General features: G+C 41.2%; 23 protein-coding genes. 14 read left to right on the top strand and 9 right to left on the bottom strand.

The genetic code is table 11. The annotated features are described in order from the left end of the window. Positions 1 to 32: 32 nt before the first annotated feature. On the bottom strand, positions 33 to 239 hold the full coding sequence (locus QYC40_RS05030; protein ID WP_301992758.1) for an RNA-binding S4 domain-containing protein: 207 nt from the start codon (positions 237 to 239) through the stop codon (positions 33 to 35). A gap of 97 nt (positions 240 to 336) precedes the next feature. On the opposite strand from QYC40_RS05030, the gene QYC40_RS05025 reads away from it, so the two are divergent. Both QYC40_RS05025 and QYC40_RS05020 read left to right on the top strand, forming a co-directional pair. Continuing rightward, positions 337 to 1,527 (top strand): proline dehydrogenase family protein, encoded by a 1,191-nt coding sequence (locus QYC40_RS05025; RefSeq protein WP_301992757.1) that lies wholly within the window; start codon positions 337 to 339, stop codon positions 1,525 to 1,527. Between the two features lie 51 nt (positions 1,528 to 1,578). Further along, positions 1,579 to 2,190 (top strand): HAD family phosphatase, encoded by a 612-nt coding sequence (locus tag QYC40_RS05020; RefSeq protein WP_301992755.1) that lies wholly within the window; start codon positions 1,579 to 1,581, stop codon positions 2,188 to 2,190. Between the two features lie 8 nt (positions 2,191 to 2,198). Here the strand turns inward: QYC40_RS05020 and QYC40_RS05015 are convergent, their stop codons facing one another. Both QYC40_RS05015 and QYC40_RS05010 read right to left on the bottom strand, forming a co-directional pair. Continuing rightward, the gene (locus QYC40_RS05015) at positions 2,199 to 3,536 is read right to left on the bottom strand and encodes a hypothetical protein (RefSeq protein ID WP_301992753.1); all 1,338 of its coding nucleotides are present in this window, start codon (positions 3,534 to 3,536) and stop codon (positions 2,199 to 2,201) included. Positions 3,537 to 3,549: 13 nt separating this feature from the next. After that, a complete protein-coding gene (locus tag QYC40_RS05010) occupies positions 3,550 to 4,158 on the bottom strand; it encodes an RNA polymerase sigma factor (protein WP_301992752.1) in 609 nt (202 codons plus the stop codon). Between the two features lie 212 nt (positions 4,159 to 4,370). On the opposite strand from QYC40_RS05010, the gene QYC40_RS05005 reads away from it, so the two are divergent. From QYC40_RS05005 to QYC40_RS04995, 3 genes are all read left to right on the top strand, one after another. Then, positions 4,371 to 5,219 carry a universal stress protein gene (locus QYC40_RS05005; protein ID WP_301992751.1) on the top strand — a complete coding sequence of 283 codons (849 nt, stop codon included), beginning with the start codon at positions 4,371 to 4,373 and terminating at the stop codon, positions 5,217 to 5,219. 3 nt (positions 5,220 to 5,222) lie between these two features. Beyond that, a complete protein-coding gene (locus QYC40_RS05000; RefSeq protein ID WP_301992750.1) occupies positions 5,223 to 5,459 on the top strand; it encodes a hypothetical protein in 237 nt (78 codons plus the stop codon). A gap of 405 nt (positions 5,460 to 5,864) precedes the next feature. Continuing rightward, entirely contained in the window at positions 5,865 to 6,713 is an 849-nt protein-coding gene (locus QYC40_RS04995; protein WP_301992749.1) for a universal stress protein, read from the top strand. A gap of 88 nt (positions 6,714 to 6,801) precedes the next feature. Here the strand turns inward: QYC40_RS04995 and QYC40_RS04990 are convergent, their stop codons facing one another. The 6 genes from QYC40_RS04990 to QYC40_RS04965 form a co-directional block, all read right to left on the bottom strand. Next, entirely contained in the window at positions 6,802 to 9,264 is a 2,463-nt protein-coding gene (locus QYC40_RS04990) for a phosphocholine-specific phospholipase C (protein ID WP_301992748.1), read from the bottom strand. Between the two features lie 446 nt (positions 9,265 to 9,710). Continuing rightward, complete coding sequence (locus QYC40_RS04985; protein WP_301992747.1) at positions 9,711 to 10,451, bottom strand: dienelactone hydrolase family protein; 741 nt, start codon at positions 10,449 to 10,451, stop codon at positions 9,711 to 9,713. A 58-nt stretch (positions 10,452 to 10,509) separates the two neighbouring features. After that, positions 10,510 to 11,367, bottom strand: coding sequence for an NAD(P)-dependent oxidoreductase (locus QYC40_RS04980; protein WP_301992744.1), 858 nt, complete (start codon positions 11,365 to 11,367; stop codon positions 10,510 to 10,512). A gap of 9 nt (positions 11,368 to 11,376) precedes the next feature. Continuing rightward, positions 11,377 to 12,492 carry an aldo/keto reductase gene (locus QYC40_RS04975; RefSeq protein ID WP_301992743.1) on the bottom strand — a complete coding sequence of 372 codons (1,116 nt, stop codon included), beginning with the start codon at positions 12,490 to 12,492 and terminating at the stop codon, positions 11,377 to 11,379. A gap of 517 nt (positions 12,493 to 13,009) precedes the next feature. Further along, positions 13,010 to 13,948: a DUF1801 domain-containing protein gene (locus tag QYC40_RS04970; RefSeq protein WP_301992742.1), complete on the bottom strand. Its 939-nt coding sequence runs from the start codon at positions 13,946 to 13,948 to the stop codon at positions 13,010 to 13,012. Positions 13,949 to 13,959: 11 nt separating this feature from the next. Next, positions 13,960 to 14,415: an SRPBCC domain-containing protein gene (locus tag QYC40_RS04965; RefSeq protein WP_301992741.1), complete on the bottom strand. Its 456-nt coding sequence runs from the start codon at positions 14,413 to 14,415 to the stop codon at positions 13,960 to 13,962. Positions 14,416 to 14,673: 258 nt separating this feature from the next. Here QYC40_RS04965 and QYC40_RS04960 point away from each other — a divergent pair, with 258 nt between their 5' ends. From QYC40_RS04960 to QYC40_RS04920, 9 genes are all read left to right on the top strand, one after another. Next, the gene (locus QYC40_RS04960; protein WP_301992740.1) at positions 14,674 to 15,087 is read left to right on the top strand and encodes an SRPBCC family protein; all 414 of its coding nucleotides are present in this window, start codon (positions 14,674 to 14,676) and stop codon (positions 15,085 to 15,087) included. A 17-nt stretch (positions 15,088 to 15,104) separates the two neighbouring features. Then, positions 15,105 to 15,500: a VOC family protein gene (locus QYC40_RS04955; protein WP_301992739.1), complete on the top strand. Its 396-nt coding sequence runs from the start codon at positions 15,105 to 15,107 to the stop codon at positions 15,498 to 15,500. Positions 15,501 to 15,503: 3 nt separating this feature from the next. Next, positions 15,504 to 15,959, top strand: a complete 456-nt coding sequence (locus QYC40_RS04950; protein WP_301992738.1) for an SRPBCC domain-containing protein — start codon at positions 15,504 to 15,506, stop codon at positions 15,957 to 15,959. A 1-nt stretch (position 15,960) separates the two neighbouring features. Next, positions 15,961 to 16,389, top strand: coding sequence for a DUF1801 domain-containing protein (locus tag QYC40_RS04945; protein ID WP_301992737.1), 429 nt, complete (start codon positions 15,961 to 15,963; stop codon positions 16,387 to 16,389). Between the two features lie 81 nt (positions 16,390 to 16,470). Next, complete coding sequence (locus QYC40_RS04940; RefSeq protein ID WP_301992735.1) at positions 16,471 to 16,881, top strand: DUF6157 family protein; 411 nt, start codon at positions 16,471 to 16,473, stop codon at positions 16,879 to 16,881. 141 nt (positions 16,882 to 17,022) lie between these two features. Continuing rightward, complete coding sequence (locus QYC40_RS04935) at positions 17,023 to 17,535, top strand: SRPBCC domain-containing protein (protein WP_301992734.1); 513 nt, start codon at positions 17,023 to 17,025, stop codon at positions 17,533 to 17,535. A 50-nt stretch (positions 17,536 to 17,585) separates the two neighbouring features. Next, positions 17,586 to 18,032, top strand: a complete 447-nt coding sequence (locus QYC40_RS04930; protein WP_301992732.1) for a VOC family protein — start codon at positions 17,586 to 17,588, stop codon at positions 18,030 to 18,032. Positions 18,033 to 18,109: 77 nt separating this feature from the next. Beyond that, positions 18,110 to 18,481 carry a glyoxalase gene (locus tag QYC40_RS04925; protein WP_301992731.1) on the top strand — a complete coding sequence of 124 codons (372 nt, stop codon included), beginning with the start codon at positions 18,110 to 18,112 and terminating at the stop codon, positions 18,479 to 18,481. A 108-nt stretch (positions 18,482 to 18,589) separates the two neighbouring features. Beyond that, the gene (locus QYC40_RS04920; RefSeq protein ID WP_301992729.1) at positions 18,590 to 19,420 is read left to right on the top strand and encodes a VOC family protein; all 831 of its coding nucleotides are present in this window, start codon (positions 18,590 to 18,592) and stop codon (positions 19,418 to 19,420) included. Positions 19,421 to 19,468 lie beyond the last annotated feature (48 nt).

The following is a 19,468-nucleotide window of genomic DNA, read 5'->3' as shown; positions in this document are numbered from 1 at the left end:
GTAATTTCAGCCTAAAGATAGGATTTTTAACGTTAAATTATCTTTACTTTATTACCATCAAATTCGACGACATCTCCTACTTTCACTTTCAAGCGCTTTCTCAGATCGACCTCGCCATTGTATTTAACCAAGCCCTCTTCTACGACCCATTGAGCCATAGCACCATGTTCAACCCAATTCATGACTTTCAATAATTGGATCATCTGAATGAACTCCCCTTTTAATGTAAACGTTTGCATAAACAAAAATATGCAATTGCCAACTTTTTACAACCTTCACATTAAAATAATCTACAATTAATTAACTACTTTTGCAGAATATATAAAATATAGTATCATGGATATATCAACGCCTACAAAGCTTGACTTTAACAATACCGAAATCGCTTTTAAAAACAAAAGTGACAAAGATTTAAACAAGGCTTATTGGTTGTTCAAAATGGTAGCAAGCAATACCTTGATTAAAATTGGTACTCCCATTACCAATTTCTCCCTGAATATTGGACTTCCAATAACAGGAATCATTAAAAACACAATTTATAAACAATTCTGTGGTGGCGAAAGTATCGACGACTGTTATCAAGCCATCCAAGATCTAGGTAAAGGGAATGTCACGACGATCCTAGATTATTCCGTGGAAGGCGAAGATTCGGAAGCTAGTTTCGACGAAACTTGCAAAGAGATCCTTAGAACCGTTGTTTCTGCAAAAACAAATCCGTTGATTTCTTTCTGTGTATTCAAGCCTACGGGACTTGGTCGATTTGATTTATTCGCGAAAATTGATGCTAAACAGCCTTTAACAAGCGAGGAAAAAGCAGAGTACGAGCGATTGTACGATCGTTGTGATCAAATTTGCAAAGCCTGTTATGAGGCGGATATCCCTGTACTTATCGATGCGGAGCACTCTTGGATCCAAGACACTATCGACGATATCGCTAGAGAGATGATGGAAAAATACAATCAGCAAAAACCGATTGTTTATAACACCTATCAATTATACAGACACGACAAGTTAGCTTCATTGAAGGCTGATTTTGCATACGCCGAGACGCAAAACTTCTTCTTGGGTGCTAAAATCGTACGTGGAGCTTATATGGAAATTGAGCGTGAAAGAGCTAAAGAAAATGGCTATCAATCGCCAATTCAACCCAACAAACCGGCTTCCGATACAGACTACAACGACGCGATCTACTTTATGTTGGATCATATCGATCGTATCGGCTTCATGGCAGGTACGCACAACGAAGAATCGTGTCGAATCCTAACGGAAGAACTAGAAAAACGTAATATCCCACATAACCACCCGCATGTGTTCTTCGCACAATTGCTAGGAATGTCGGATAACCTGTCGTTCAATTTAGGTGCATCGGGATACAATGTCGCTAAATACATGCCATACGGCCCTGTGAAATCTGTAATGCCTTATCTATTCCGTCGTGCGCAAGAAAACACCTCGGTTGGAGGACAGACCGGACGCGAGTTAAGCTTAATTATGAAAGAGCTTAAACGCCGTAAAGCATCAAGATAATTCAACTTGAAGAAAGTCTCCCAATTGCGGAGACTTTCTTACCTTTGTGCCATGAATGAACAATCGTTGCACAAATACCTTAAACTAAAAGAACTCTCCTCTCCCTTCAAAGCTTTATTGTTTGATGTCGACGGCACATTAGCCGACAATATCTACGCGCACAAAGCGGCTTATGTTGCTGTTTCTAAAGAATATGGTGTTGATTTAGACCCCGACTTGATCGACGAAACTGCTGGATGGCCAACCATTGCCGTTGCTGAAGAGATTAGTAAGCGCTATCATGTAGCATTAGATTATGGAGTTTTTGCCAAAAGGAAATCTGCCATATTCATTCAAGACTTTATCCAACAAACCCAACCCGTAGACTTCGTTCGCCAAGTGTTATTGGACTACCATGGCATTAAGAAAATAGGTGTTGTATCTGGCGGGACACGCTCAACATTAAATATCACCTTAGATGTTATTGATGTGAAAGGGAAATATGAAACATTAGTTTGCGCAGGAGACACGGAGTTTGGAAAGCCATCACCTCAACCCTTCCTATTGGCGGCAGAACATTTACAGGTAGATCCCAAAGACTGTTTAGTATTCGAGGACGGCGACCCTGGGGTTCAAGGCGCCATCGCTGCAGGAATGTCCTGGGTTAGAATCGATCAACTATAGACTTCGACTTAAAAGTTCGTAATAATTCGGATACCGCCGTTTGTATAATTCATATCCGCTCGTTTAAAGCTACCTACAGGTAGTTTTACATAAGGCTCGACTGACAGGTTCAACCGCTTATTCACGCGCATCTCTTTTCCAATAGAAAAGTTCACGAAGCCACCGAAGTTATTGGTATTCACATTTTCTTCGTCAGTTTTCACCTTACGCGTCACAGGCTGTACAGCATCATTCATTTCTTTCGACGTGGTAGGCAAGCCTTTTTCGAACAAATCAGCATTTGCATTTTCAATAAAGTGGGTATAACGATTCTGATTGAGTACCACAGCATAGGTCATACCTGTAGATGCATATAATCCCGCATTGGTTTTATATTTCACCTCTAAAGGAATTTCAAAAGCCTGAACATTCCCACTAACTGCATTCACATTCGGCAAAACCATCGTACGGCTTGCTTGGGTAGCGACCATGCTATATTTAGCATCATGTTCCAAGACATCTGAGGTCGCGAGGATCTGTGTCTCAGGGGCTCCAATCGGGTCTTTCATTAAGCCAACTTCATATTGATTATAAGCCAATCCTGTGCGAACGCTCAAATTTTTACTGATGTTATAGCCCAATAGCATACCGCCTCCAAAGTTCATCTGCTCGTTTGTCGAACTCGGAGAAACGAATAATCCTAAATCGAACTTTTCGGAAAAACTAAATTTCTTCTGCCCTATCTTCGGCTCTTTCCCATCTGCTTGCATGGCAAATTGGCCAGCTTGATAAGCCATACTATGTTCTATATTTCCTGAACGAACAGGTTTAGTATTCGTTAAATTTACGATACTTCTTACTTCAACGCCTTCGGCCTTCAAAGTAGGAATATTCATCATGGAGGGCGCAAAAGCAACATGCGCAGCCTGTAAACTTCCTAACTGCAAATCTCCAACAGGATACTTGTTCGTAATTGATGAATTGGAACCTATTAAATTCCCTGTAGATTGGGCAGTTATCACCCCTGAGCTAAGGGAGTTTGCTGCCGACAAATCATGAGGCGTTTCAGCCGGCGAATCATTTAATTCCGGCAGGTCCGTCGTTTGCTCGGTCGGATTAGAATCGTTCGATGTAAGCGTATGATCTCCCATAGGCGCTTCTGACCATCTATTAACTGCAAAAAACGCAATTAAAAGGGCGGCAGCTGCACTAGCAGCCCAATAGTAATAGGCGGCCTTTGTACGCTTAGGTGCAAATTGGGTGCTTTGGAATTTCTCCCAAGCACCTTCGCGATAAGGTAGCTCCTCCTTATCCCTTAACGACCTAACAATGTGATCAATAATGTCTTTATTCTTGTTGCTTTCCATTTTTCTCTACGAATCAGGATTGTATTCTTTCTAAATCAATACGCGTTGCATAAAGCTTCCTTAGCTTTTGCTTCGCTCTTGTCAAATAAGTTCTTGATGTGCTCTCTGGTATGCTTAATTCTCTGGCGATCTCATCATGTGAGTAGCCTTCAATTTCATACATATTGAATATCGTTCGTTGGATATCCGGCAGTTCGCGAATTAGCGCAATAATGTCGTTGTACTCTAAACGGGTATCCGCTTCGACCGAAAAGTGTAAGGTGTCACTACCGTTCAGATCGTCGAGCATATACATCTGCTTGCGAACGCGAAGTGCATCAATTGAGGTATTTACAGCAATCCGCCCGATCCAGGCTTTAAAGGTCTTCTCCAGAATGGTGTCATCCTCATGAACGCTAAAACTTTCGATCTTAGAAAATATCTTTACGAAACACTCATTCGTCAGTTCCTCTGCTTCCATCTCATGCTTCATGTAACGAAATACAATAGCCATCACATAGCCATAATACTTCTTGTACAAGTAAGCTTTGCCCTTCTCTGAGTTAGACACAGCACACTTATCCAAAGCAACTCTAAGGTTCAATGGGGTGCTATTTCCAAGGTATTTATTTAAAATTCCCACTGGTTATCTAAGCTCCAATACTGACATAATTTCTTCTCTTCCTAAAATCGTTTAATTAGCCTTATTCCATAACATTACCTCAAAATTACTTATTTTATTAGGAGTACGTAAAATCTTAGCAAAATGCTACAGGATAAACTGAAATAATGACTGCTATCATTATCAATCTGCTTAATATTTGGTAAATTTAAGTGACACAAAAAAGAAAGACCATGAGAGCCCTATTATTCCCAACCGATTTTTCAGACATTGCAACAAATGCATTCGTCTATGCTTTGCACATCGCCAAGTCGATCGATGCAAAGATATATGTGTTATACACGTATGTAGAGCCCGTATTATCCGCGACACATGCCGGTCAGCCTGAATTAATTGGAGAGGTTTATCAATCCATCGAGCTGAACCAATTCGAAACGTATAAAAAGAAAACCCAGGGCATGCGGAAGATTGCCGAAGCGGAGGATGCTTCCGATGTAGAGCTAGTTTTCCTATTTGAGGAAGGACCTGTGGCTTCAGTGGTGAGAAAGATTGTGGATCGCGAGAAAATACACCTGGTCGTGATGGGTACCCACGGAGAAAGTGGTTTCCTATCCAAAATCATTGGATCGAATACCGTCAATGTGATCAAAAACATACAAAACCCAGTATTAGCGGTGCCTCCTCATGCAAAATACCAAGGTATCAAACGTGTGGTATTCACTACGCTCTTCCGCGAAAAAGATAAACCAGCACTCCGTGAAGCAATAATCATGGCAAGAGCAGTCAATGCCAGACTGGATTGCTTAAACATCCTTCACAACTCAAAAATCGCTGATGTTTTATTGCAGACAGAAAACTGGCGACATGAGTTTCCTAACGAAGACATCAATTATGTATTACTCGACGAAGTAGAAAGCATAGAAAATACCATCACAACGTACCTATTGGAAAACAATATTGACATCTTGGCTGTTGTGAAACGCAATAGGAGCTTTTTCGATCGTATGTTTAACAATAGCATTAGCAATAACCTAGCATTTCACTCCAAAGTTCCTATTTTAGTATTCCATGAGGAAAAATAAGATATGCAACTATTGATAAAGAAACTAGAGAAAGAGAAAAAGCTTGGAGACAAGGCCAGCAAATACACACAGATAATCGATGATAAATCGGTTTCACACGGCGTGTTATTCTTTATCCCGCTCGATAAGTTCGAAGCTAAGGTTTTGATTCCCGCTCCTTTTCATGAAAGCCTATTTCTACATGGTGATCCAACCTACCAACAGGTGTTGAACCATAAAGAAGCCATGATGCTGAAGTAGTAGTAAGTATTTAGTAGTTAGTATTTAGACCTAGGGAGGGAAGTAGAGGGGAGAATTGAGATATTAGATTTTAGATTTTAGACATTAGCGTGCAAAATTTATGATCGTGGTTTGTTGGAAAATATTCACAAATAAAAAATCCTGAGGTTGGGGGCCTCAGGATTTTTAACAAACCAATTATTAACCTAATTATGAAATTACTTACTCTTATTACTCACTTGCTGTGCGCTTTTGCTATAATAATAACGAGGCGATCTCCCCTATCGTATTTTTGACGCTTCACCTTAACAATTTTTAACAAGAAAACCATTTTAAGTGGCAATATAACCACATTTCCCATCCCGTTAATTTGCTTCCAGCCAACGATTTGGGTATATTTGATAATAACCTTTTAATTTTCCCATCATGAAACATGCCTTACTCGTCCCTACCGATTTTTCAGAGAATGCATGGGTTGCTGCCCAGTACGCTGCAGAATTAGCGAAGAAGTATGACTGGAATATTCAGATTCTCCATGTCTATCAAACGTTCTCACGATTGCTTGCCACACAAGAGTTTAAAGATGAAGTAAGCAAACACAATATCGCTGCCGCGGAAGACGATATGGAAATTTTCTACAATCGCTTTAAAGAAGCCTATCCAGATATTGATAGCACAGCAGCTTGCATGGAAGGCAACCTGAATGATATCGTTCTCAGTCTAATTGATGAAAACTCGATTAAGTTTATTGTGACGGGCACAAAAGGCGCCAGTGGATTGGTCAATGTCGCTATCGGTAGCAATACGTACGAGCTGATACGCCATTCACCGATTGGCGTGCTGGCTGTTCCGGCAAATTACGGCGAGTTTAGATTAGAAAAAATCGGTGTTTTAACCAATTTTAAAGACAACGACATCGATATATTAGATGAGTTCATTGCACGAACCAGTCCAAGTCTGAAAGTATCCCTGCTACATATCAATGAAGCTCCACGAAGACCCAATAGCGAAGATATAACTTTTTGGAAAGAGAAGGTGATGAAAGCGTTGGGCAGCAATGAGGTAACTTACCACGATTACGAAATGGTCAATCGCCTGGATGTAAACATACCGATTACATATGCAGTCGAAAGGTTGGTTGAAGACGAAGATGTTGATGTGTTACTGGTCTCTTACACACGAAAGAGTTTTTTCCGTAACTTGTTTTCAAGAAGCCTTCCAAAGGTGATCGCGAATAATTTAAAAGTTCCTACTTTTTTCAAAAAAGTAGATTAGTATACCCTATTTTCATAAGAAACGACATAAATAAGAAGAGCCCTTTGATCGAGGGCTCTTCTTATTTATCCGTCTGATAGTTTTCCTATTATTTACCGCCCATAATCGGATCGGTTATACTTGGCTTTCCGTTTTCCTGATGCCCGGCATAAATCAATAACAGCTGATCATCCTCCTTGCTTGTAACTTCCAAATGATACCAGCCGGAAGAACGCGTTAGATCCCAAGTGTGCGCGGAAGTTTTACCTTTGGTAACTTGCTTCGCAGCGTGTCCATAGGCGGCATGCTCAATAGACAATCCGATTGATGACGGACTAGTCTTCAATTGCAGACCACGATGGTGATCCGCAGCGACCACCGTGACTGCCGCCGGCACATTCTTTTTGCTGAATGCGAAACGGCGATAGAAGCCATTTGGCCCATAAACCTCCATATCGATCTTATCACCCACAAACTTATCAAAAGCCCATTTGTAATGGATCGACTCACTTGGTTTGACAGCAAAATTAAAAACGCGATCAAGTTCCGACTGCTCCCCGAAAGGAACAGCCGATTTCGCAAAGAATGGAACACCAACAACCTTTTGTGCAGGCAACTTTCCACCCACTTGGAAGCTTATCGTCAATGTTTGTTTATCGCGGTCGACAACGAAGTTCACATCCATATCATATGGAATTGCACAGGCCTGCTTCGTTCCTGCTTCCGCAAGCTGCAGCCCATTGTTTCCCTTTTTAAAAGAAATACTTTTCGCATCTTCTAAGCTGTCCATTACATCAAAATCTTCGGGCAAGCCTTTCGCCTGCGCCTTATAGATTCGGCTAACCTCTGCATCGCGATCAACAAAATCGATGGTAGGACGCTTCGAATCTTCGGGTTTACGGAATACTGATGTCAAATCGCCACAAACCAAACGTCGCCATGCGCTTATATTCGACTCCAAAACCTTTTTGCCTGTCTTTTTCTCAATAAAATGTTCTAAGAACTGTAGCGTCGAGGTATGATCGCATACTTCAGAATTCACCCAGCCACCTTTGCTCCATGGCGAAGCGATTACCAATGGTACGCGGAAACCTAATCCGATTGGCGAATCAAGCGTGCTATCTTTATTTCCCGATCTTTTCTTCTCCTGCTCGTTCGTCACGAATTCATCTGCCGTCTCCATTCCTTTCGGCACAGCACCCGTCTCCGGACGCGTATGCAACGCCGGAACAAATGGTGGAATATGATCGAAATAACCATCATTTTCGTCGTATGTTAGGATGAAAATTGTCTTCTTCCATACCTCAGGATTCTTCGTCAAAATATCTAAGGTCTCCGAAACGTACCAGGCGCCAAACCATGGCGATCCGGGATGATCTGAGAAACGACAAGGTGCCACTAACCAGGAAACTGTCGGTAATTTATTCTCTTCTACGTCTTTTCGGAACTGATAAAACAAATCTCCTTTTGGCACTTTTACCGTTCTTTCTTTACCGTTGTCCGAGTAAGTAATATCTGTTAAGCTGTGATAGTCTGGATCACCCGTATTCGTTGTGAATGCGCGCTTGTGTATTTCCTGTTCCTGCTTGCTGAGCTTTGCAAAATTCTCCGGAGAATAACGCACTACGTCTTTTTTATATCCTTCTAATCGATCCAGCACCTTTTTATAAGCCTCCTCGCTTGCAAAGCGGCTCGTCATCAGCTGATGTTCGATCTTAGGAATTTCTTTCTTTATATATTCATAATATGCCGGATGGAACTTCACCTGATATTGCTTATGAAACTCCAGGTTATTGTCTGTGAAGTTGGCAAGCCAATCCTCCTCTTCGCCTTCAAATCCTACCGGTACACTGAGTTCATTCTGATAAACGCGCCAATCGATCCCAGCTTCCTGTAGTCGTTCCGGATAAGTTTTCCAAGCCACATCACGGTAGTTGATCTGTCCGTTGTCTACATGTGCCGCCGACTCGGGATTGCGCGCTTCTTCCCGAACAGTGCCAGACCAAAAATACGAACGGTTAGCACTTGTGCCGGTCAATGAAGAGCAGAAGTGCTGATCGCAAACCGTGAATGCGTCCGCGAAGGCATAGTAAAATGGCAAATCCTGACGATTATAATACCCCAAGGTTAAGGGCATGTGTTGATAATCCGGATTACCGGCCTTTTTGGCTTCCAGCCAGGTATTCATCTTCCCATCGTTTCGGGCATATACCATGTCGCGCCAACCATGTGGCAGCGACCCCATCCAGGTAGATTTTGTTTTTTCAATGTCTAGATGAAAAGGTTGATAATATTTTCCTTGTGCGTTTTTCTGCAGCCAAATAGGCATCCCTTGGTTGCAAATTGTGCGAGGATCATTGAACCCGCGTACGCCTTTTAATGTTCCGTAACTATGATCGAAAGAGCGGTTTTCCTGCATCAAGAAAACGACGTGCTCAGCATCAAGATAGGTTGAACCCGCAGGTGCATCGATGGCCAAAGCGCGCTGAATCGAGTCAGGCATAAACTGTGTCGCTGCTGTAGCACCAGCTAATAAGGAAGCTTTTTTTAAAAAGTCTCTTCTAGAGTCCATAAAGTACTGTTTTTAGGAAGATTTCAAACAATAGATTAATTTTTGAACAATATAGAGATTATTTCATGAAGCAATCAGGACTAAACAAAGAATTAACATGAAAGCCATCACAATTTAATGCGGTCAATGTAAATTGGTTTACAATAAATTAAAACAAAAAAGATTTGAAAAATTATTTAATTATAATTTTCACTTTTATGCTTTAATATTTACTTTTAAATTAACTACAGGTATTTTACTACAAATCAATATATTATGAAGATATTCCTATTCTTTTGCTCACTCTTTTGGTTATTCTTCATCTTCTGCATTGTCATATCAAGGAAGTGTAATCTTGACTTATCATGCGAATGGCTGTTATTTTATAGCTGGGTAGCTACTTCCCTTTGGTATATCCTAATGAAAAAACAGATTAAACCAAAAGGAAGGAAAATTTATTGAAATGATTACTTCAACAACTCTTGCAAGAACAACAAGGTATGGTTCCAAGCTCGTTTGGCCATAACTTCATTATAATCCGGTGATTCGGGATTAGTGAAAGTATGCTTAGAATTGGCGTATGTAATAATCTGCCAATCGGCTTTTCCCTCATTCATTTCGTTGATTAGCTGCTCCATATCCTCTTTTTTAACGCTAGCATCATCCGCAGGATGTTCCACTAATACTTTCGCACGAATTGCAGCATTCGGACGATCTGCAGCTTTCGCTAGTCCGCCGTGGATGCAGACAACCCCCTCTACCGGTAGTCCTCCGCGAGCAGTCTCTAAGGCACCCGTACCGCCAAAACAATATCCGATTACAGCAACTTTTCCGGCACCATGTTTCTTAATCTCATTTAATGCGGCTTGAATCCGTCGTTGATAGAGCTTATAATCGTTTTTATATTTGGAAGATAAACCCGATGCAGCCTGGTTATCAGCGGGTGTATTGCCAACGCCATAGATATCGGCGATAAATGCAATATAGCCCTGCTTCTCCAATTCGAGCGCTGCTGTTTTTGCTTCCTGATCTATCCCCTTCCAGGCGGGCAGAATCACCACGCCAGGTTTAGCACTGCCGGCATTGGAAGTAATCATCCCTTTCAGCTTTTGATCAGCATCCTGATAATCTATCGACTTCAGTTCCTGCGCATTTCCGTTCATGCTGCAAAGCATCCCGAATAAGCATACGATTGTTGCATATTTCATATATCTGTTTTTAGCGTGACTAACTCAATTCCCCCCTCAACAAGCGGATATCCTTATCTTAATAACTTTGTTTCCGGAGATACTCAATTACCGCCATGACGTCCTTTTCGCCAAGACCTTTATCATGCGCGCCCTGATAGGTTTTCAGCAGCGTATCGGTCATTGGAAAATCTGCTCCAGCATTCGCCGCCAATTTAACGTCCTTCAACATAAAGTCTAAAGCAAAAGCCGGGGGAAATTCATTGTTTATCAGTGATGCTGTCTTTACTCGGCTGGCACCACTGCCGCTTGCACTCTCATTGATTATTCGCATCATGTCCTCAGCAGCGATACCCATCTTCTCGGCGAAAAGTACTGTTTCTGCCATACCCTGATACAGGATCGACAGGTAATAATTAATGCAAAGCTTCGCTGCAATACCCTTCCCATTATCGCCTAGGTGCAGCGTCTCCTTGCCCATAACGTCCAGGTAGGGCTTCACTTTCAATAAATATCCGTTCGCACTGCCTACCATAAAAATCAATGTCCCGTCTTTCGCAGGCTGTGTACTGCCGGCAACGGGCGCATCGACAAAACCTGCTCCATTGCTTGCCAATAGCTTGGCAATCTCTGTCGAGCAGTCCTGAGAAATGGTACTCATATCTACAAACAGCTTTCCCTCGATAGGTAGTTGCAATATCGTTTCATAAACAGCATGCACGGCATCGTCGTTACTCAGCATCGTGAAAACGATATCGCTTTCCGAAACGAGCGTGGGAATATCTGTACATATCTGTGATTTGGCAGCAAAATCGGCAGCCTTTTCCGGACTTCTGTTGTAAACGGACAATGGGAAACCCGCATTTTCGAGATTCTTAGCCATGGGATGCCCCATGTTTCCCAATCCGATAAATCCTATTCGTTCTTTATGGTTCATAAGCCTAAGTTACGCATTTGGAACCGGAGCATGCGTAGCGATGAGCTTTTCTTTTTTCAAGTCCTCCCAAAATGCTGAGGGGATCTCTTTCTTAAAAGCAGCTACATTTTCCTTAACTTGAGCTACGCTGTGGGCTCCTGGGATGACGGCAGAAACCACATCGGGAGCTGCGCAGAATTGTAGCGATGCCGCCAGCAGATCAACGTCATGGCGTTGGGCGACCGCTTTCAATTGCACTAATTTCTTCGCAGCAAATTCGGGAATCTCCTTACCATACAGGTATCTATTCTTCCCAGCTAAAAAACCAGCACATAAAGGCGCTCCAACCACGATCGACATATCACGTTCAGCAACTTTCGGGAATACCTTATCCAGATCGTCGATATGATGAATCAACGAATATTGGCAGGCCGAAAGAAAGATATCCGGGTCCGAATCTTCAATTGCCCGAAGTATAGGGTCGATTGTATTGACACCAAACCCCCAGGCTTTTATGATGCCTTCCTCACGCATTTTCGTCAATTCTTTCATCGCTCCTGACTTTGCAATATCATAATATTTTACCCAATCATTGCCCATATCGCCATTGTCGGGTGAGAGGTCATGTATAAACACGATATCGATTGCCGGGAGACCCAACCTTTGCAAGCTATCCTCCACACTTTTACGGGTCCCTTCAGCCGAGTAATCGTAGGTATAATCAAAATTCATTCGCCCATTCCACATCAAACCTTTCTGCTTAAAATTGTCGTGTGGCTTCAATATCCGCCCAACTTTTGTAGAGATGATATAATCTTCCTTAGGCTTATCCTTCAAGAACATGCCCATCCTTCGCTCACTAATCCCCAAACCATACCACGGCGAGGTATCAAAATAACGGACACCAGCATCCCATGCTGCTTCCATACTTTCCAAACATTCGATATCCGGATTTTCCTGAAATCCGTTGCCAATTGCAACACCGCCCATTCCTATTTTATCTTTCGGTCCGAATTTTCCCATGAAATTTTGCTTTTGATTATGTTGATTTTGTGCATAGATCTCCGCAAAAGCGCTCGATTTCCCCAAGGTTGCTAACGACATGGCCAACAAACTACCCTGTTGAATAAATGTTCTTCTTTGCATAAAACCTTAAACTGTTCTATATAGACAACAGTTTGTCGCACTTTTTGTTGGGTTTTTAGATGTTAGACATTAGAAAATCGATAATAGACCCCAATCCTGTTTACCTTTAAATCCTTTTTTTCTTGGTTCAAAACCAGTATCTAGTAGTTAGTACTTAGTATAAAGGCCTAGGGCGGGCTATAGATTTTAAACATTAGAAAATAGATTAGATCCCGATTCTGTTTTTCCTTAAATCTTTTTTTTCCTGATTCAAAAACGACGGTCAACATCTGATGCCTCTAATCTTATATCAAATCTCTATAACGAGTTGTATTTAGCATCTTCTACTAATATACCAATCATAGCCCTTTCATAACCATTTAATAGCCCATTGACAGCGGCTATGATACGGTTGTTAAAGGGGAGTGAAAGGGTTTTGAAAGGACTTTAAGTAAAAGAAGGTCTATCCTTGCCCCCTTCCTTTCCTAGTTCAAAGACAAGTCATTCCATTCTTGAGAAACAAGCTTAAGCAATTTCTCTATTTTTTGTACTTGTCGTGCAGACCTTTTCCGCCCAGTATGAGGGGTTTTATTTTTTCTATACGAGCCAGTTTGGTCTTCTCTTGCTTAGCTTCTTCGATATACTCGATGTATTCTTTTTGTTTGCCGGGAGTAAGCTTTTTGAAGGCCAGATCAACATTAGCATCATTTTCCAATGCATCTTTTAATAAACCTTCAATGGCTTTTGGCGCACTTTTCTCTATCTTGATCTCTTTTCCGTCTTTGATCGTTTGAATAGATTCGTTGATATAAGCGAGGATTTTTTTCTCGTCCATATCCTTCACATCGGTAAAGCGCCACTGCCGAAGGGCTTTCGTTTTTCCTTCTGAAGCACTAATCAGAACTTTCTCTTGATCCGCTAAGAAAACTCCGTTATAAAACCATAGGGAGAAGAAATCTTTGAAACCGCCCCATCCGATCACATTTTTCTTTTGGAATGTATAGATATCAGTTCCCCATTTGAATTCTTTCTGCAAAGGTTCAGCAGTCTTAACGATCAACTGATGCATCAATTCTACGCATTCTTCCCAACGCGCATAGTTCTTATGCCAGTTCGGTGCCGTTTTATCTTTTAGTTTTTCGGCGTTAAAATCTAGCAATGCTTTGATTAGCTCATCTGGCAATGGTTTATCTAATGGCAATTGTATGGCACCTTTGGAAGTCTTATAAGCTGATAGCAAGGGGGCAAACTCTTCGATTGCATCCGAGCCTGGATAAAGCCCTAAATGGTTTTTGAACAATGCAAAATGGATTAAATTGCCATGATAACGAAAGGTTGGCATCCCGTAGTTTATCGTTTCACTAGTTCCTTCAGGTGCATGCTTCAAAATAAGCTGTCGCAATTCCTGTAGTAATGCCTGTCTAACAGGATCTACGGTTTGAATATATTCGTTTATAGTTGAAAATGACTTGCTCATAAGCTATCGAATTATTGAGGACGCATAAAGTCGAACGCCCCTTTGCGCAGGTTGATGCCGTATTCTAAACTCGCTTTTAAACAAGCCAGGAAATTTGCCCAACCTTCCGACTGTCCAATCGCTTGCTTAACTCCTTCTTCATCGTTATTCATCGAGCCCTCTACCACACGAACGACGGTCGACCCATCTGGAAGCGATTGAAGATGTATCTCCACCAGCATCCCTTCAGCACCCCCACTCCAATCAAAAGATATATATCGATCTTTTTCTATATGTTTCGCAGTTACCGGAAAGGTATCTTCAAATTCGGGGAATTTCCAGGTCACGGTCTTTCCGTTCTCCAGTGGTCCGGTAGAGCTTTCAATAAAATATTTACTCATCCCCTCCGGCTGAACAATAGCTTCGAAGACTTCGTGTACAGGCTTTTGAATTTGTATAGATGCTTTTGCTGTGAGAATATTTTCCATAAAGTAATCTTATTAGGCTTTTTGATTACACGCGTAATCCTACACAAATGAAGAAATAATTTATGATTAACAAAATCATTATCGAAAAATATTCGTTTAGTTAATACATGCTGACTTATTATTTTGCAATTTAGCGAGAACAAAAGCAGCACTAACTAAAAAGGTAAAAAGCTCGATGCCGTCAAATGATATTCTTGTCATAGGGCAAGCGGATATCGTACAAAGAGCGATAACTTCGTATAAACAAAATCAAAAATTATGAGCAGCAAAAAGATTCATATCGAAACCTTGGTCAACGCCCCTATTCAACAAGTTTGGGAGGCATATAATAATCCTGAAGATATTAAACAGTGGAATCAAGCATCCCCGGATTGGCACTGTCCTTCTTCGGAAAACGATTTAAGAGTCGGAGGTAAATTCAAGAACAAAATGGCAGCGAAGGATGGCAGCTTTGAATTTGATTTTGAAGGGACTTATACCGAAGTGACGCCGCTGAACTCCATTTCTTACGTGATGGCGGATGAACGAACCGCAGATCTTAAGTTTACAGAGCAGGGCAACAATACCCTGATCAGTGTAGATTTCGATGCTGAACAGATGAACCCTGAGGAAATGCAAAGAGAGGGCTGGCAAGCTATCCTAGACAGTTTTAAAAATCACGTAGAAAAGTAATTTAACAGATACCTTCGATGAAAGACAGAGCGTACAAAGTTGGACAAATTGTTTGGGCAGACTATACGTCGGAACAGGCGGATAGCCTGAAAGAGTTTTATAAAGAAGTTGCCGGATGGAAGGAACATCCCATAAAAATGCAAGATGCGGATGGCGAATATCATGATTATGCGATGCTGCGAGAGGATAATGAGGTAGCAGGCGGTATTTGTTATAAACGTGGCGTAAATAGGGATATCCCTTCGCAATGGATTATGTACATCTTTGCCCCAGATGTCGACGAGAGATTAGACAAGGTGTTGGCATTAGGGGGAAAATTAATCCACTCGAACAAAGGAAAGGATGGTAAGTACAATTTTATTATCGTTGAAGACCCCGCGGGTGCTGTATTTGGCATCGGCAGAATGCAATAAACTATGAAAACATTATATTTTAAAGAAGTGATTGATGCATCGCCAAGCAAGGTGCACAATCTGATGCTTTCCAAAAAGAGCTATGAGGAATGGACCAAACCTTTCTCGCCAACATCGACCTTCCAAGGTGATTGGAGCTCAGGATCTAAAATATTTTTTGTGTCGACGGAAGAAGATCAAAAAGACATGGGCATGATTGCTCGTGTGGAAACTAATATTCCGGGAGAAATCGTAATCATTCGGCATGTCGGTATTCTATCGGATAAAGGAGAGCTTTATGAGGGCGAGCATGTTGAGCCCTGGAAGAACTCGCTGGAAATCTATCGCTTCAAAGCGGTAGGCGAGCAAACCGAGCTTCTATGTTCCCTGGAAGTTGATAGCGATGAACATAAGGAAATGTTTGCCGCGATGTGGCCTAAGGCACTGAAAATATTAAAAGACATTTGCGAACGAAGTTAGCATGGCAAAAGTTAAGACAAGTTTTACCGATGAAGATGTCGTGTCGTTCATCGAAAGTGTCGACAATGAACAGAAAAGAGACGACAGCTATACGCTGATTTCGCTGATGGAAAAAGCTACGGGCGAGCGAGCTAAGATGTTTGGCCCTTCGATCGTTGGCTTTGGGCAATATCATTATCAATATGATTCCGGACATGAGGGAGACGCACCGCTATTGGGCTTTTCGCCAAGAAAAGCGGCTATATCTTTATACGTCTATACGGGTGGAAAGCATCAGGACGAGCTCTTAACATCCTTGGGGAAATATAAGATGGGCAAGGCCTGCATTTATGTCAAGAAGTTGAGCGATATCGATTTGTATGTACTTGAGGATATGATGAAAGATTCCATTCAGTTTACCAGTCAAAAATATCAACGCATAAAAAATTAATATTGATCTTCCTGTTGACATACAGCTGTCATTAGCCACTTCTAAATTTGAATATGAACACTAAACTTTAGCCGAATTATTATGCATAGCACGAACTACTATAACAGCTTAATTACCGTAGCAGAGGATTGTAAAGTTGATCAGGGAACCATTCCAAAAGAGAATCCGGAGAAGCTTACGGTAGCGAATTATCATTTCCAGATGATCAATGAAAATCCTTTAGAATTGGATTCCGACGAGGTCATCTTTAATACGCATGCGATTCGGAAGGATATCGTGGCATCGGAACATGAGAAAGAAAGAGAGGTATTTTTCTCCAAAGGTCAGGCATGCTTGCGCACAAGCCCACTGACAAAAACCTATGGTTGGGGCATCTATTTTAATGAAGAAGGAAAAATGAAACTTATTGATTCCGCAAGTGATGAATATCAAAAACTACTTGATGATGAGTCAATTAAGAAAATTCCAGCCATGCGAAGTACGAAAAAGTAAAAACTTGTCATAAGCCAAGTTGGTTTGATTATTTCCTCGCTAACTTAGTATTGTTAATTGATTCTAACTCGATAATGAATGCTTAGAGAGCGTCAGAAAGTCTGACAAAAAAGCATTCACAATCACATAAACTAATATGCTATGGAAAATTCAAAAGATTATCAATTCCATATTGACGAAGCAAATAACAGCTTGCTAATTAAACGAGTATACCCGGCAAAATTAGAGACTGTTTGGCGTGCATTTACTGATGCAAACATACTTGATCAATGGTGGGCACCCAAGCCCTGGAAATCGGAAACTAAGTCGCAAGAGTTTAAAAAAGGTGGCAAATGGCTATATGCTATGGTGGGTCCTGAAGGTGAAAAAATGTGGTCTGTTGCCGAATATCAACAGATAAACCCTCAGATTAGCTACAAGGTATTAGATGCGTTTTCGGATGAGAATGGTAATATCAGCAATGAACACCCTACTTCAATCTGGGAAACGAAGTTTACTTCATTGGGAGATCAAACCGAGGTTAGCAATGTAATTACGTTTAAAAGCCCGGAAGATTTACGCGCTATCTTAGACATGGGCTTTAAAGAAGGGTATGAAATGGGACAACAGAATTTAATAGACTGGTTGGATGAAAATCCCGATACCTCAACTTAAAAAGAAAAACATCAATTAAAACATATTAAAAACACTTAACACGAAAAATTATGGCAAAGATTCATGCTTATTTAAATTTTGATGGCACTTGTAAAGAAGCATTTGATTTCTATTCACAGGTATTCAATTCTCCAGTGACAGGAACATATTTTTATGACGATATGCCTTCGGAACCTGGTTCGCCAGAGCTTCCGGAGAGCGCAAAAGGAAAAGTAATGCATACTTCAATAGCGTTGAACGATGCAACGATGTTGATGGGAGCTGATGTTGTCGAAGGTTTCGGAATGAAACTTAGCAATGGAAATGCGACATATATCATGCTTGATGCGAAAGATGCTGATGAAGCAAGAAAGCTTCATGCGGGGCTTGCGCAAGATGCTAAAGTATTAGAGATGGAATTGGGCGAAACATTTTTCGCGGAGCTTTTTTCTTCCTTCCAGGATAAGTTCGGTATTTGCTGGATGATCCATTTTGAAGGAAATAAGAAAATGGGTTAATTTCTATGGAATGATAAGAAATGCGATATCGTACAATTTGATATCGCATTTTTAATCTTTATTAAATCTAACAGATCATGCAGCAGCCACAATTTCAACCTGGGAAGAATATGGCTATGAAGGTGCCCTTAGCAAAGTATCATGAAATGGTACATTTTTACCGCGACATCTTGCTTTTAGAGACTGAAGAGGTAGAACTTAACCATCCGCAAGTTGCTAAAACCTGCAAAGTAAACATTAATGACATGACGCTTTGGATCGATGGCATTGAGGATCTCTCACAAAAAGACCTTTGGTTTGAGTTGGAGACCGATTCGATTCAGGCGGCGATGGAATATTTGTCTGCCAATAATGTCGAACAGGATGACAGCTTAGAGCAATTGCCTTCGAATGCGCATTGGATTAAAGACCCTGCAGGAAACATTATTCTATTGCGACAAAAAGCTTAAGCGATTATAACCCTACCTATTAAAAATAGAAGTAAAACAGCCGACACTTTGATTCTCCAAGAAATCATATTACTTAATCAATTTTACAGAAAAATTAAAAAGGCGATCATGAAAAATCAGCTAATACCCTCCCTTTGGTTTGACAATAACGCGTTGGAAGCTTTTGAGTTTTACTCGGAAGTTTTTCCGAACAGTACAGTTTACAAGAACAGCCCTATTGTGGTAGAAGGATCTATTATGGGAGTAGACTTCATCGGAATTAACGGTGGACCGCATTTTAAACCCAATAATGCAATTTCCTTTATGCAGGTTCTGGAGGATCGCGAAACGATTGATAGGATTTGGGAACAGCTTAGCAAGGGTGGCACTGTTTTAATGGCACTTGATTCTTACCCTTGGAGCCCGTATTATGGTTGGATAACCGATAAATACGGTATTGGCTGGCAGTTGTACCTGGGAAATTTGGAAGATGTAAATGGGCAGGCCGTTATCCCAACGTTGATGTTCTGTGGAGAGCAGCAAGGTAAATGTGCCGATGCCCTGGCGTTTTACAAACATGTTTTCAAAAATTTTGAGCAACAGGGCGCTCGCCCCTATCCCGAGGGCGATGTGAAGGGGCAGATTATGCATGCTCAGTTTATTGCCAACGGGTTGACGCTTGCAGCGATGGATAGCGGTTATCCGCAAGATTTCACATTTAATGAAGCTGTTTCGATCAGTATTACCTGTAAAGATCAGGAAGAGATCGATTATTATTGGAATGCATTCACAAAGGACGGAAAGGAAAGTCAATGTGGATGGTGTAAGGATCCTTTTGGCGTATCATGGCAAATTGTACCTGAAAATATTAGCAAACTATTGGAGGTTAATCCAAATGCAGGTGCTGCATTGATGAAAATGAAGAAGATCGTGATCGATGATTTGCTGCATGCGGGGTAAAGAAATTCTTTTTATGATTAAGCCCATCAAGCCTAAGCACTTGATGGG

Origin of the sequence: Sphingobacterium sp. BN32, assembly GCF_030503615.1 — a bacterium.
In the GTDB taxonomy this organism is placed as follows: domain Bacteria; phylum Bacteroidota; class Bacteroidia; order Sphingobacteriales; family Sphingobacteriaceae; genus Sphingobacterium.
Note: the sequence above shows the minus strand (reverse complement) of the source record. Positions and strands in the feature narration are given on the sequence as shown.